This window comes from Carboxylicivirga sediminis (assembly GCF_018156225.1).
Classification (GTDB): Bacteria; Bacteroidota; Bacteroidia; order Bacteroidales; family Marinilabiliaceae; genus Carboxylicivirga; species Carboxylicivirga sediminis.
The window spans coordinates 341,594-356,633 of sequence record NZ_JAGTAR010000001.1; the positions used below are offsets into that span (position 1 = coordinate 341,594).

Annotated in this window: 12 protein-coding genes; 9 read left to right on the plus strand and 3 right to left on the minus strand. The window is 39.8% G+C overall.

All coding sequences use genetic code 11. From position 1 onward, the window contains the following. Window positions 1-88: 88 nt before the first annotated feature. The gene (locus KDU71_RS01295) at window positions 89-679 is read left to right on the plus strand and encodes a hypothetical protein (RefSeq protein ID WP_212188081.1); all 591 of its coding nucleotides are present in this window, start codon (window positions 89-91) and stop codon (window positions 677-679) included. Window positions 680-695: 16 nt separating this feature from the next. Then, window positions 696-2,123, plus strand: coding sequence for a flotillin family protein (locus KDU71_RS01300; RefSeq protein ID WP_212188082.1), 1,428 nt, complete (start codon window positions 696-698; stop codon window positions 2,121-2,123). A gap of 70 nt (window positions 2,124-2,193) precedes the next feature. Here KDU71_RS01300 and dapA read toward each other — a convergent pair whose 3' ends face one another. After that, the gene (gene dapA, locus KDU71_RS01305) at window positions 2,194-3,084 is read right to left on the minus strand and encodes a 4-hydroxy-tetrahydrodipicolinate synthase (protein WP_212188083.1); all 891 of its coding nucleotides are present in this window, start codon (window positions 3,082-3,084) and stop codon (window positions 2,194-2,196) included. Window positions 3,085-3,242: 158 nt separating this feature from the next. Here dapA and KDU71_RS01310 point away from each other — a divergent pair, with 158 nt between their 5' ends. Both KDU71_RS01310 and KDU71_RS01315 read left to right on the plus strand, forming a co-directional pair. After that, the gene (locus tag KDU71_RS01310) at window positions 3,243-3,914 is read left to right on the plus strand and encodes a hypothetical protein (RefSeq protein WP_212188084.1); all 672 of its coding nucleotides are present in this window, start codon (window positions 3,243-3,245) and stop codon (window positions 3,912-3,914) included. A gap of 247 nt (window positions 3,915-4,161) precedes the next feature. Continuing rightward, window positions 4,162-5,718, plus strand: coding sequence for a sensor histidine kinase (locus KDU71_RS01315; protein WP_212188085.1), 1,557 nt, complete (start codon window positions 4,162-4,164; stop codon window positions 5,716-5,718). A 10-nt stretch (window positions 5,719-5,728) separates the two neighbouring features. Here the strand turns inward: KDU71_RS01315 and KDU71_RS01320 are convergent, their stop codons facing one another. Beyond that, window positions 5,729-7,375 carry a M56 family metallopeptidase gene (locus tag KDU71_RS01320; protein WP_212188086.1) on the minus strand — a complete coding sequence of 549 codons (1,647 nt, stop codon included), beginning with the start codon at window positions 7,373-7,375 and terminating at the stop codon, window positions 5,729-5,731. Between the two features lie 5 nt (window positions 7,376-7,380). Next, window positions 7,381-7,746, minus strand: coding sequence for a BlaI/MecI/CopY family transcriptional regulator (locus KDU71_RS01325; RefSeq protein ID WP_212188087.1), 366 nt, complete (start codon window positions 7,744-7,746; stop codon window positions 7,381-7,383). Window positions 7,747-7,992: 246 nt separating this feature from the next. Here KDU71_RS01325 and KDU71_RS01330 point away from each other — a divergent pair, with 246 nt between their 5' ends. From KDU71_RS01330 to gap, 5 genes are all read left to right on the plus strand, one after another. Next, window positions 7,993-9,183: a S8 family peptidase gene (locus tag KDU71_RS01330; RefSeq protein ID WP_212188088.1), complete on the plus strand. Its 1,191-nt coding sequence runs from the start codon at window positions 7,993-7,995 to the stop codon at window positions 9,181-9,183. Between the two features lie 140 nt (window positions 9,184-9,323). Next, window positions 9,324-12,608 (plus strand): YCF48-related protein, encoded by a 3,285-nt coding sequence (locus KDU71_RS01335; protein ID WP_212188089.1) that lies wholly within the window; start codon window positions 9,324-9,326, stop codon window positions 12,606-12,608. 161 nt (window positions 12,609-12,769) lie between these two features. Beyond that, window positions 12,770-13,258 carry a hypothetical protein gene (locus KDU71_RS01340; RefSeq protein ID WP_212188090.1) on the plus strand — a complete coding sequence of 163 codons (489 nt, stop codon included), beginning with the start codon at window positions 12,770-12,772 and terminating at the stop codon, window positions 13,256-13,258. A gap of 207 nt (window positions 13,259-13,465) precedes the next feature. Beyond that, entirely contained in the window at window positions 13,466-13,600 is a 135-nt protein-coding gene (locus tag KDU71_RS23140; protein WP_262898234.1) for a hypothetical protein, read from the plus strand. A gap of 245 nt (window positions 13,601-13,845) precedes the next feature. Continuing rightward, the gene (gap, locus tag KDU71_RS01345) at window positions 13,846-14,853 is read left to right on the plus strand and encodes a type I glyceraldehyde-3-phosphate dehydrogenase (protein WP_212188091.1); all 1,008 of its coding nucleotides are present in this window, start codon (window positions 13,846-13,848) and stop codon (window positions 14,851-14,853) included. The last annotated feature ends 187 nt before the right edge of the window (window positions 14,854-15,040 follow it).

Consider the following 15,040-nt stretch of genomic DNA (forward strand, 5'->3'; position numbering starts at 1 on the left):
TAGTTTATAAAATACATTATCTATTTAACAAATCGAATAATAGATTTCAACTAATTTATTAATTTAGGACGAACTAAAATTCAGATGTATGATGGAATCTTTTGCACAATCATGGGAAACTATGATTTTACTTGAAAAAATCTATTGGTGTTTTGCCATTCCCTTTTCTTTAGTCTTTATCATTCAAGTACTCCTCACTATTTTAGGAAGTGACATGCATGATATTGAAGCCAGTGGTGATGTTGATGTTTCAATTGAAAGTGACCATGGAATAGAGTTTCAATTTTTAAGTTTAAAAAATATTGTAGCCTTCTTCACTATATTTGGCTGGACTGGTATCATCTGCTTGAATCTTAACTTAAGCACATGGACCACAATCTTAATTTCTACCCTTTGCGGATTAGTAATGATGCTAATGATGGCTTCCATCATGTATTTAATGGGTAAGCTAACTGAAAATGGTACGTTTCAGATGAAGAGCACAATTGGCAAATCCGGAACAGTTTATCTGACAATACCTGCCAAAAGAAATGGAAGAGGCCAAATTCAAATTAATGCGCAAGGTTATAGAACCATTGACGCCGTGACCGACAATAATGAGGATATAGCAACTGGAGCTATCATTGAAGTAGTGGATGTATTAAACAACGACATATTATTAGTAAAAATCAATAAGTAAAACAAACCTTTAAACAATGGGACAATATTTAGTATTTCTTATCGCAGCAGTAGTTCTATTCCTATTTATTCTCATAATTTCTTTTTTTAGAAGATATAAACGCTGTCCTTCTGATCGTGTTTTAGTGGTTTATGGAAAAGTTGGGAAAGGCTCAGGTGCAGCTTCAAGATCCGCCAAGTGTATTCATGGTGGTGCGGCTTTCATTTGGCCAATCATCCAAGATTATTCATTTCTGGATTTGACACCGATATCGATCGAAATCAACCTGACCAATGCGCTTAGCAAACAAAACATCAGAGTAGATGTACCATCCAGATTTACTGTTGGGATTTCAACTGAATCAGGAGTGATGACCAATGCCGCTGAACGTTTGCTAGGTCTGTCACAGGAGAATGTCAGCAACCTGGCTAAAGACATTATTTTTGGCCAGCTGAGACTGGTGGTTGCAACCATGGACATTGAAGAAATCAACAGCAACCGGGATAAGTTTCTTGCAGCAGTATCAAGCAATGTTGAGCAGGAACTTAAGAAAATTGGCCTAAAACTTATCAACGTTAACGTAACCGACATCAATGATGAATCGGGTTATATTGAAGCATTAGGTAAAGAAGCAGCTGCCAAGGCCATTAATGATGCAAAAAAGAGTGTTGCTGAAAAAAATCGCGATGGTTCAATTGGTGAGGCTAATGCTCTTCAAGACCAACGCGTACAGGTAGCAAGTGCAGACGCTACAGCCGTAGAAGGTGAGAACAGTGCCAAAATCACCATTGCCAACTCGGATGCTAATCGTCGAGAAAACGAAGCTGAAGCAGAACGAAAAGCAGTGGCAGCGGAAAAAGTAAGTCAGGCCAAAGCATTAGAAGAAGCATACGCTGCTGAGCAAAAAGCTGAAACTGCCAGGGCACTTAGAGATAAAGCCGCGCAGACTGCTGATGTTGTTGTTCCGGCTGAAGTTGACAAGCAAAAAGTTGAGATTGAGGCTGAAGCTGTTGCCGAACAAACGAGAAGACACGCCAAAGGTGATGCTGATGCAATTTATATGAAAATGGAAGCGGAAGCAAAAGGAATTTTTGAAATTCTCAGTAAACAAGCCGAAGGATTCGATAAGTTGGTAAAAGCTTCGGGCGGCGATTCAAACAGTGCAGTTATGCTGATGATTGCTGATAAACTACCTGAACTGGTTAAAACCCAAGTTGAAGCTATTAAAAATCTTAAGATCGATAAGATTACTGTATGGGACTCTATGTCTGGAGGTAAAGATGGTAATTCGCCAACATCAGCTAAATTTTTATCTGGCATGTTAGGTTCATTACCTCCAATGGACGAACTTTTTAACATGGCTGGTATGCAATTGCCAGACTATCTAAAAGGGAAGAAAGAGATCGAAGAAGTTAAACAAATCAAACCCTCGGAAGAAGATAACAACGAGATTGTAGAAAACTAAAATCAAAATGCAAAAAGAGTGTTTCCGTTGAAACACTCTTTTTTATCCAATCCAACAACAACTAAATTATCTAAATAATATTTAGTTTTTTAAGCTCTTCTATTAACGCAGTTTTAGTGTTTTCTTCCATGCTGCACATTGGAGCACGAAACACTTCATTTACTTTACCCATCTCGGCCAAAGCCGTTTTAACCGGAATGGGATTTGACTCAATAAACATCAAATCCATTAATCGGCGGTATTTATAAAAAACTGTATTCAACTCAGCTACATTGCCTGTCAAAGATGCATTCATAAGCTGAGCAAACTGCTGAGGTACCACATTTGCTATTACCGAGATACAACCATCAGCACCTAAAACATTGGCTGAAGCAGCCAGAAAATCATCGCCACTATAAACTAGAAAATTATCGGGTCTGCGCGCAATCAACTCGGTAAAAAGTGATAAATCGCCCGATGCCTCTTTTATACCAACTATATTTTCAAAGGCATTGGCCAACTTAATGGCATTATCAACAGAAATACTTGACCCGGTGCGACCCGGAACATTATAAAGTATTATTGGTACATCAACAGCTTCGGCCACCGTGGCAAAGTGCATGTACATCCCCTTCTCAGTAGGTTTATTGTAATAAGGACCTACTACCAACACAGCATCAACACCAATGGCCTCAGCTTTGCGCGTATATTTAATACACTCCTGGGTTGAGTTACTGCCAGTTCCGGCAATAACAGGTATGCGCCCTGCCACTTTTTTTACTGCGCGTTCAATTAAAAAGGCATCTTCATCCCCTGTTAGCGCCGGTGTTTCACCAGTTGTTCCGCATACAACCAATCCATTTGTACCACTCTCCAGATGCCAGTCAATCAGTTGATCAAATGCGTCCACATCAATCTCGCCATTATCTTTAAAGGGAGTAACAATTGCTACTATAGAGCCTTTCAAATCAAATTTTTTCATCCTTATATTGTTTCGACCAAATACTATTCCTTCTAATCAAGTGTCAAAAATATCAAATGCTTTGTGGTTATAAAAGTTTTTCAACAAAAAAAACTTCTTTATAACACTTTGTTAATATCTTAACATTGCATATATTTGTGGCAAAATATCAGAAAACCATGAAAACAGTAAGTCAAGCCGTTGAATCAGTTATTAAAGTTAAACCTTTCGTTATTGAAGCTCTGTGCGAAGGATTATTAAACATCTCCTCCTTAGCTCGACAGATTCAGCCCATGGTGGAAAAACTAACCGAAAAGCCAGTGAAACAAGGTGCCATAGTAATGGCTCTGAACAGACTAACGCCACAGCTTGATTATTCGCTCAACCGCAATCTACAGAAACTGTTGGAATCATTGGGTGATATTATTGTACGCTCCAACCTGACAGATTACACATTCCGCAATAGTAATACCATTTTCAACAGCCACACTAAAGTGATGCAGGAAATAAGCAACCACCAGGATGTATTTTACACACTGGTGCGTGGGGTATTTGAATCCAACCTCGTGGTAAGCTCTGCCTATGAAGAATTGGTTGAAAAATATTTTGCAGAAGAAGATTGCCTGCTTAAACAGGGAGAATTATCAGCCATCACACTAAAGCTACCAGCTGACAATGTGCAGGTAACAGGTTTTTATTATCACATACTAAAGGCCATAGCCTGGGAAGGTGTCAATATTAAAGAAGTTATCTCAACCACCAATGAGTTCACCATCATTGTTAATGATGAGGATGTTGATCGTGGCTTTACCATACTTAAAAACCTAAAAACAGCTTATAAACAAAAGTAATTTCATACGTGTCAGCTGTCTTCTTCACCATTAAACCTTCAAAAAGAGTAACTGACTATATCTGCTTCTGAAGTTTTAAGGGTTTTTATAGCTAAAAAGTGCTGAATGAGTTAATCTTTTTCTCAATATTTTTGTTTCAATTTATAAGCAGCTGAATTAACACAATTCACAAGCATGGAAGAACACCTTTCAGTGGGTATGAGCATGTTAATTCAGTTACTTAGGGATTACACCTATTTCCAATATCTTGAGCGAAAAAGAAGCCACATACCGGGAGCTGATTAACGAATGCCAAAAGTTGCAAAAAGAGCTTGAAAGCTATCGCCGATACAACGAGCTAATTGAAGCATCAGAGGCTAAGGTTAATTCACTAATCAATAACCAGGATGCATCCATCTGGTCCATTGACACCAACTACAACTACGTTGTTCTCAATAACTTTTTCATCAAAGCCTACAAAGAGGCTTTTGGTATTGACTTACAAAAAGGTACTTCAGCGCTGAGCATTCTGCCACCTGAATTAGCAAGATACTGGAAAGAGAAGTACGACATTGCCTTAACAGGTCAAAAAACAGATTTTGAATTCACCAACACCAACAATGGTATTGAATCAATCTATCAGGTTTCACTCAATCCGGTATTAACCAATAATAAAGTAACAGGCGTATCGGCCTTAAGTATAGACATTAGCAATCAAAAACAGGTAGAAACAGCTCTTGCTGAAAACAACACCAATATGCTGGCTATTATGGACAATACGTTAGAGTCTATTTGGGCCATTGACACTAACTACAATATCCTTTTCACTAACTCTGTATTTAAAAGTGAATTCCACAAAAGTTTTGGAGTGGAACTTATCAGGGGAAATAACCTACTTGAGGCCCTACCTGAGGTTTTGAAACCAGTTTGGAAACCGCGATACGACCGGGCATTAAACAATGAACGCTTTTCGTTCATTGATGAAATAGATACTGGCAAACAAGTATACTACGTCGAAGTATCAATGAATCCTATCCTCAGCAACAATCAGGTTATTGGCACCTCATTTTTTGCCAATAATATAACGCAGCGTATAGTGGCCCAAAAAGCTTTAAAGGAAAGTGAAAAGCAACTTCAAGAATTAAATCGGACAAAAGATAAGTTCTTTTCAATAATTGCACATGATTTACGAAGCCCATTCAACAGCATTCTGGGATTAAGTGACCTATTGGTCTCAAAAGCTATAGATAAAGGTGATATTGAAGAAACAGCCAGAAGCATACAAAAATCTTCACAACAGGCTATGGCCTTAATCAGCAACCTGCTTGAATGGTCCAGCTCGCAAAGTGGCAAAATTGACTACAAGCCCAATACCCTTGATATTTGTGATGTGTTGAATGAGGAGTTAAAAGCCCTTGAGGCCAATTACAAACAAAAGGATATTGCTATTAAGAAGAGCATACCTGAAACAACACAAGTTTTTGCTGACAGATATATGATTGGCTCGGTTTTTAGAAACCTCTTATCCAATGCTATCAAGTTTACTGATAAAAAAGGACACATTGAACTCTCTTGCCATCCTAACAAAACGCATATAACTTTTACCATAAAAGATAATGGCATTGGCATAGCTGAAGATAATATCCCCAAGTTATTTAGGATTGATCAGAATCTTTCGACCCAAGGCACGCATAACGAACAAGGCACTGGACTCGGCCTTAGCCTTTGTAAAGAATTTATTGAAATGCATGGGGGACAAATCTGGGCAGAAAGTGAACTAAACAAAGGCAGTGCATTCTATTTTACACTGCCCTTATATAGCTAATTATAACACATTAATTAAACTCAACAGGCACTACTAAGGTAGTCGAAACTGCTTTACCCCTTTGCACGCCGGGTTGCCACTCTTTTAATGCAGATACTATTTTAACAGCCTGCGCTGCTTCATCTTTATCAGCCCTGTTCAAGGCCTTAATATTTGATATACCACCTTTGGCATTAACCGTGAATTGCACATTAATGGTTCCACTCAAGTTAGCTTTGTTTTTAGCTTGGGTAATGCTTGTATATAAATTAGCAAAGTAAACTTCCATACCTCCTTGATAGCTTGGCATATCTTCAACTACATAAAAAACCGGTTTATCACCATCCGCAGGTGGTGGAGGTGGCGGAGGCACCATTGCCTTGCTCTTAGCTGCCTTAGGAGGTGGCGGAGGAGGCACCATTTTACCTTTGTATTTGGCTCGATAAGGTGAAGGATCAAGCTCATAGGCGGTAGGTGACATTGCTACATACAAATCCTCTCCTTCCATCACCTTTATCTCTCTGGTATTATAACCAACGAATGACAATACTAAAACATCACCTTCTGATGCCAACAATTCAAAGCTACCATTTATATCAGCAACAGTACCGGTTGTCGTTCCCTTGATTATTACACTTGTGCCTGGAAGCGGATTGCCGGCTTCTACAATTTTTACTTCATAAGTATTTGTCTTTGGATTTCGAACTTTCATCGTATCAGTCTCTCCCACATATCCTTTCAAAACAAACTTATCTTTCTTCTCCTGATCAGTTTTGTCGTTTATCAATTCAGGATTAGAAGGATATTCATACACCGGCTCACTAAAAGCCCAAAGCAAACCGCCCAAAACAGGCAGTACCAGCAGCAACTTCAACAGTCGCCATTTGGATTTCTTGTCGTTTTTCATCATTTTTAGTCGTCGTTTATTTTGGGAGAACCGGAAGTGATTGGCTAGCACTGACACTTCCGCTCCCATTGTTTCACAAATTATGTGTTGAATGTATTTTTCTAGTTTGAAGCCCTTTTTTAACACACCCTGATCAGCCAGAAACTCCAAATTTTGCTTAACAATTCTGGCATAATACCAAGCCAGTGGATTAAACCACTGCACTGCAATCAATAGTTCACTGACAAACACATCTACCCAATGATACTGCAATAAATGCACTCGCTCATGCACCAATATTTCTGCATTCTCAGGCGAGAGGTAATTTTTATCTTTCAAAAATATGCGATTACCAAACACAAAGGGTTCATCAACCTGCTCATTGATACAAATGATAACCCCTTCAATTTCCACTTTCTCCGAACGATGAGCCAAACGAAGCAATTTACCAAACAGCACCAACAACCTAAGTACAAAGAATATGGTAATGGCTGCATAAACATACAATAAGACTCCCATCCAATTGACACCTGCGACTTCTTCTGCAATAATAGTTTCTTCAACAGCTGCACCAGGTGCTACTGGTGTAAAAAGTTCAGATCGCTCAACCACATCCAACAACACCGTATATTGTAGCTGAGCCAATGGCATTATAAAAGAAGCCAGTAAACCAAACAACAGAAAGTACCTATTGGCTGAATAATGAGCATCGCTCCTTAAAAACAGGCGATAAACTGCCATAAACAGCAACAGTACTACAATTGAGCGACCTAAATAAGTTAATAATTCCATGGCTCCTATTTTAGATGTTGCGTATCCTCTTCTTTTAACATGGCTTCTAAATCCTCCAGTGACATGTCATTATCCTTAGCAAAAAAAGCAGCCAAACGAGTAAAACTTCCGCCAAAGTAATTCTTCAGAAGATGTTTCATCTGAAACGACGAATACTCCTCTTTGGTAATTACTGGATAATACACATAAACATTGCCCACTTTCTTATAATCTACAACATCTTTATTTTTCAACACTTTTAATACTGTTGCTACCGTATTGTATGCTGGCTGCTTATTTGTAAATCCTTCCAGTATATCTTTTATCATCCCTTCTTTCATCTTCCATAGGATTTGCATTACTTCTTCTTCCGCTTTTGTCAGTTGTTTCATCGTAACAATCACTTGATTATAAAAAAATATTAATATCCTTCAAAGGTTAAAATTACAACTACTACAATTCTAATACTATATTTCTAGTATTGCAACTATTTTTCTAGTATTTTTAAAATAAATATCCACACTCCCCTCATTTCGTGCCTATTAATAAATAAAATAAAGATTTGAAGAAAATTCTTACTTGACAATATGAATATTTTACCGTTAATTACCTCAATTAATTTTAAAATCGTCAAAAACATGAGAAGAAATTATTTTTTTGCATGCGCTATCGCCATATCAGCCATGCTATTTTTCGGTTGTGAAAAAGACCAAATCGTCCTACAAGAACAGGATACAGCAACACCCGAACTAAAGGGTGTTAAGACAGAACTCAACAGTTACATTGTAGTGTTTAAATCAGACGCCACCTTTGATGTAGCAGGTGAATCGTACTACGCCAAAAAGGAGAAGGTATTTAAACATGCTGATAAACTGTTGAAAAAGAACAAAATTAAATCGAAACAATTCAAGCACCTATACGGGAAAGCTGTTAAAGGGTTTGCAATGGAATTGACAGAAATGGAAGCAGTCATCCTACAAAATGAAGAGAGTGTGCTACGAGTAGAAATTGATAAAATTATTGCCTTGGCTCCTCCTTCAGGAAAGGGCAAGCCAGGTGGCGGTGAGGATCCTACCCAAATAACTCCGTGGGGCATAACACGCGTTGGCGGCCCCGTAAGTGGTGCTGGCAAAACAGCCTGGATAATTGATTCCGGTATCGATCTGGATCATCCGGACTTAAATGTTGATACCCAAAGAGCAGCGGTATTCCTGGGCCCTAAAGACACGCCTGATGACCAAAACGGCCACGGAACGCACGTAGCTGGTACAGTGGCAGCTCTGGATAACAACATCGGTGTTGTTGGAGTAGCACCGGGTGCTTCTGTTGTTCCAGTGAGAGTACTTGATCGGAGAGGAAGCGGCAGCACTTCAGGCGTAATTGCCGGTGTTGATTATGTTGCAGCCAATGCTTCATCAAACGATGTAGCCAATATGAGTTTAGGCGGAGGCATCTCAACAACACTTGATGAAGCCGTATTAAACGCCTCATCACAATTGAGGTTTGTTTTGGCAGCCGGTAATGAATCAGATGACGCTAATAGTCACTCACCTGCCCGTGTAAACGGACCAAATGTTTATACCATTTCAGCCATGGATATTAACGACAACTGGGCCTATTTCTCAAATTACGGACCTAGCGTTGACTACTGTGCTCCAGGCTATAGTATTGAATCAACTTACAAAAACGGTGGCTACTCAACACTCAGCGGCACATCAATGGCCGCTCCACATGTTTGCGGATTATTGTTGCTAACCAATAATCTGTCAACCGATGGCTATGTTAATAACGACCCGGATGGAGATCCCGATCCTATCGCACACTTGTAAACGTATTGAAAGGGCTGCATCTTGCAGCCCTTTGCCTTTCTATTGGGACAAGAAATATTTGGCAAATAACAACCATGCATTCTTCTTTATTATCCTTATCTTTTCGGTTTTAAAATATTTCAAACCCAAATCATAATAAGATGAACCATTTCAGTAAGCTGGTCAGCACTGTATTAGCATGTACTCTTTTACTTTGCTCACTGAACACTTCAGCCCAAAAGAAAAAAACCCAAAAAGCTGAAGAAGACAAACAACCTATTAACAGTGAATTAGTCTCTGGTCTTAAATTTCGCAACATCGGCCCTGCTTTTACCTCTGGTCGAATTGCCGATTTTGCAGTTAACCCCAACGATCACTCTGAATTTTATGTAGCAGTTGCCAGCGGGAACATCTGGAAAACAACCAATAAAGGCATCACATTCGAACCAGTATTTGATAAGTATGGTGCCTATTCGATTGGTTGTCTGGCTATGGATCCTAATAACAGTAATGTAGTGTGGGCCGGTACTGGCGAAAACAATCACCAGCGTGCACTTGGCTATGGAGACGGAGTATACAAAACAGTCGACGGCGGTAAATCATGGAAAAACATGGGCTTAAAAGAATCACGCCAGATTGGTATGATTTTGATCGACCCGCGCAACTCCGACGTTGTGTATGTAGCTGCTGAAGGTTCTGCCTGGGGAAGTGGCGGCGACCGTGGCCTCTATAAAACCACCGATGGTGGTGAAAACTGGATAAAAGTACTGGACATCAGCCAGCACACCGGTGTTAATAATATTATTTGCGATCCTCGCAACCCGGATATTCTGTATGCTACTACTGAACAACGACGCCGACATGTTCATACCAAAGTAGGTGGTGGTCCCGAATCTGCTGTTTACAAATCAACCGATGCCGGTCAGAACTGGCGTAAAATCATGAATGGCTTACCATCTGAACACATTGGTGGAATGGGTATTGCCATCTCTCCCCAAAATCCGGATGTTTTGTACCTGATTGCAGAAGCAGCCAATGAATCAGGCGGCTTTTTCCGCACAACAGATCGTGGCGAGTCGTGGAGTAAAATGAGCGACCACCATTCGAGTGGTCAGTATTACAACGAGATTTACTGTGATCCGGTTGAGTTTGATAAAGTCTATTCGGTTGAAACCTTTTCACACGTCACTAAAGATGGTGGAAAAACCTGGTCTAAACTGAGCACCAAAGATCGACATGTGGATGATCACGCCCTTTGGATTGATCCCAATGATAATAAGCACCTGATGATTGGTGGCGACGGTGGTGTGTATATGACCTACGACGAAGGAAATGCATGGCGCCAGGTAAGCAACCTACCGGTTACACAATTCTACCGTGTAACAGTTGATAATGAAGCTCCTTTCTACAATATTTATGGAGGTACTCAGGACAATGCTACATTGGGAGGCCCGGTTCGTAACACGTCTGAATTTGGCGTTACTTCAGGCGAATGGATTGTAACAGTATTTGGCGATGGCTTCTGGTCACGTGTTGATCCCACCAATCCTGACATTGTTTATAGCGAATGGCAATATGGTAATGTTGTGCGTTACGATAAGAAAAGCGGAGAAAAAATCAGCATCAAACCACAACCACGCAAAGATGAACTCACTTATCGCTGGAACTGGAATGCGCCATTGATTTTGAGTAAGCATAACCCAACCACCATTTACATGGCAGCCAACAAAGTATTTAAAAGTATCGACCGTGGTAACACCTGGGAAGTGATATCGGATGACCTGACTGCTCAGATTGACCGTAACACATGGCCGGTAATGGAAAAATACTGGAGCATTGATGCAGTAGCCAAAGATGTATCTACATCGCAGTACAATACAATTGTATCTATGGACGAATCTCCTGTAAAAGCCGGATTAATATATGCGGGTAGTGATGATGGAGTTATTCAGATAACCGAAGATGATGGACAAACCTGGCACAAAGCAGGCAGCTTCCCTGGAGTACCGGCTCATACCTATATTAGCGATATCTATGCCTCTCGTTTCGATGAAAACGTGGTTTACGCCACATTCGACGGCATGAAAAGTGATGATTTCAAACCCTATGTACTGAAGAGTTCGGACAAAGGTAAAACCTGGACTTCAATAGCATCCAATTTACCAGAAAATGGCACTGTTCACACGCTTGAACAAGATACTGAAAAACCTGAATTGCTATTTGCAGGTACCGAATTTGGCATCTTCTTTACCATTGACGAAGGCCAGAATTGGGTACAGTTAAAAGCTGGAATACCAACTATTGCTGTTAGAGACCTGGCCATTCAGGAACGTGAAAGTGATTTGGTATTAGCCACATTTGGTCGTGGTTTTTATGTACTTGACAATTATGCACCATTACGCGAACTGGCAAACCAACTGCCAGAGAAAGATGCACACCTTTTTGCCACTAAAGAGGCGCTGCTTTTTATGCAGGTAGATAAAATATATGGTCAGGGTGCAACCTATTACGGCGCTGCTAACCCTGAGTTTGGTGCAACTTTCACATTTTACCAGAAAGATACGCCTAAAACACAGAGAGAGTTGCGCCACAAAAGAGAGAAAGAGCTATTTGAGAAAAGCGAACGCATTCCTCAACCAAGCTGGTCTGATTTAGAAGCGGAAGAAAAAGAAATACCAGCTTACCAGCTTATTACCATTAAAGATGAGACTGGCAGCGTAGTGCGTACATTTACTAAAAAGCCAGCCAAAGGCATCACACGTTTTAACTGGGATTTACAATACGACAGCCCTGAAATTATTAAAGCTAAAAAGTTCGATCCGTTCAAAAAATCAGAAGGCAGCGTGTATGTACTTCCCGGAACTTACACCATCGAAATAAGCCAGGTACAGAATGGCGTTGCAACACAACTGGCTGGTCCCGCTGAGTTTGAAGTAAAAGCGCTGAATAACACAACGCTTCCGGCTAAAAATCGTGCGGCAATGGTGGCCTTCCAGAAAGAAGTGAGTGAACTATCCAAAGCGATGAATGGTACGCTTACTTTGGTTAACGAAATGAGGGAAGAAGTAGCTAGCATGAAGCAAACAGCGCTATCAATAGCTAATGCTCATAACCAGCTATTGCCTGCGTTAACTGAGTTGGAAAATGAACTAGATGAGATTCGCTTTGCTTTCAGAGGTTTGAAAGCTAAAGCCAGCTGGGAAGAAATTCCTCCCGCTGAGATGCCGCTAATGAACCGCCTTAATAGTATCATTTGGGCGCAGATTAACAGTACATCTGACATTACCAGTACTTCAAAAAATAGTTTTGAAATACTTAAAGAGCAATTCCCGCCGGTATTAAAACAAGTAGAGCAAATTGCTAAAATGAAGCTGCCTGAGCTAAGACAACAGCTTGATGCTTTAAATGCACCATATACCAACGGCCGCATTCCTCAATGGAAATAATGCAATAAAAACCCAGTGACAGAAGACAGAAGTTGCCTTTCAGAGCAGCTTCGTCTTCTGTCATCAAACATCTTTTAAAATTCTCTTAACAAATACAGTAGAATATATCAAAGGGGTTTTCTATATTTACCACGTTAACTTTTTAATTTATTTATAATAAAATGACACCAAAAGCCATTTTGCCGTACATAGGATTCGGCAACATCAAATTCGGGATGGAAGAACATGAAGTATCAAGCTATCTTGGCGATCCCGATGAAACGGAAGTACAAGACTACGGTGAAGGTGCCGAAGCAAATGTGCTTTATTTCGATGAAATGGGTATTTCCATGTCCTTCGACAAGGAAGCAGATTACAAATTAGTTGAAATCTCATTTGAGAACGACAAGTTTATTCTTTATGACAAGATAAAAGTAGGCATGTCAAAAGAGGACTTTTTAGCAGCCGTAAAGGAGCTAAAAATGGAAGACTACGAGATGGAAGACATGAAAGAGGATGGCTTTGATGATAAAGAGCTGTATACATTTGAGAAAGAGAATATCAACATCTGGTTGGACGAAGAGGCAATTACCTCGATTCAGATTGGACCTGAATGGGTCGATGATGAAACGATTCGCTGGCCGGAGAGAAGTAAGAATGATGAAGATTAAGATACAGGGGCTGTCAAACGACAGCCTCTTTTTTTTCATTCATGTAAAAAAAAGTAGCTTTCACAAAGAAATCCCGGCCGTTGCCCAATAAGCTATGCTTTTAACGTAACCCATTTTTACTTTTCTCGTTTACAGTCTTGTAAACTAAAACATTTTGGAGATTTGGAATAATCTCCTAATTTTACAGACAAAGTAAAGGATAGAAAAATGAAAAAGATTTCGTTGATTGCCGCTGTTTTATTTTTATTGGTGTTGGGGATGAGTTCATGTAAAAGTACTCAAGATTGTCCGGCCTACGGACAAGCAGAAGTAGTGGTTGACAATAACACTGCACGAGCCTAAATAACACAGTCTGAAAAAGCATTAAGCGTAACATAAGAGAAAGTGCAGGTTCTTTCTTTTATGTTACTTTTTTATGGTAGCGAGCCTACCTATCTCTTTGTTCTTCAATTACAATTTTTATTCCTCCATTTTAAAGTTTATTAAGAAAATCATTTTCTGATTTCTTGATGATTTAATTATGAATTGCTACTTTTGCGTTGCATTTTTGAAGACCTTATTAAAACAATTCTTAAAAAAGCAATAAAATGTCAAAAATCAAGATTGGGATTAACGGGTTTGGCCGTATCGGACGTTTCGTTTTCCGTCAGGCTGTAGCTAAAGGAACTGTTCAAGTAGTTGCTATTAACGACTTGATCGATGTAGATTACATGGCTTACATGTTGAAGTACGATTCAACTCACGGTCGTTTCGACGGTACTGTTGAAGTAAAAGACGGTAAATTAATTGTTAACGGTGACGAAATCCGTGTTACTGCTGAAAGAAACCCAGCTGACATTGCATGGGGTGCTGTAGGTGCTGACTACGTAGTTGAGTCAACTGGTCTTTTCCTAACAAAAGAAACTGCACAAGGTCACATCGACGCTGGTGCTAAGAAAGTGGTAATGTCTGCTCCTTCTAAGGACGACACGCCAATGTTCGTAATGGGTGTTAACAACACTAAGTACACTAACGATATGACTTTCGTGTCAAACGCTTCTTGTACTACTAACTGTTTAGCTCCTATCGCAAAAGTATTGAACGATAAGTTCGGTATTGTTGACGGTTTGATGACTACTGTTCACGCTACTACTGCTACTCAAAAGACTGTTGACGGTCCTTCAGCTAAAGACTGGAGAGGTGGACGTGGTGCTGGTCAAAACATCATCCCTTCATCAACTGGTGCTGCTAAAGCTGTAGGTAAAGTAATTCCTGAGTTGAATGGTAAGTTAACTGGTATGGCTTTCCGCGTACCAACTCCTGATGTATCAGTAGTTGACTTAACTGTAAACTTAGCTAAAGGTGCTTCTTACGCTGAAATTTGTGCAGCTATGAAAGAAGCTTCAGAAGGCGAATTGAAAGGTATCTTAGGATACACTGAAGACGCTGTTGTTTCTAACGATTTCATCGGTGAAACTCAAACTTCAGTATTCGACGCTAACGCTGGTATCGCTTTAACTGACACTTTCGTAAAAGTTGTATCATGGTATGACAACGAAATGGGTTACTCAGCTAAAGTATGTGAATTGATCGAGTACATGGAATCAGTAAAATAATTGATTCTCTCAATCATATAAGAAAGGCTTCCAATACTGGGAGCCTTTTTTAGTACATTGAACATTTCTGCATAAAAGGAACAGGCAACACCATTAATGCCAGATTTAAGTTCCAACCGTTTAAGTACCCTAAACCTTAATGTGAGAATTTAAAAATTGTCCTACCTATTAATAAACCTTCAAATAC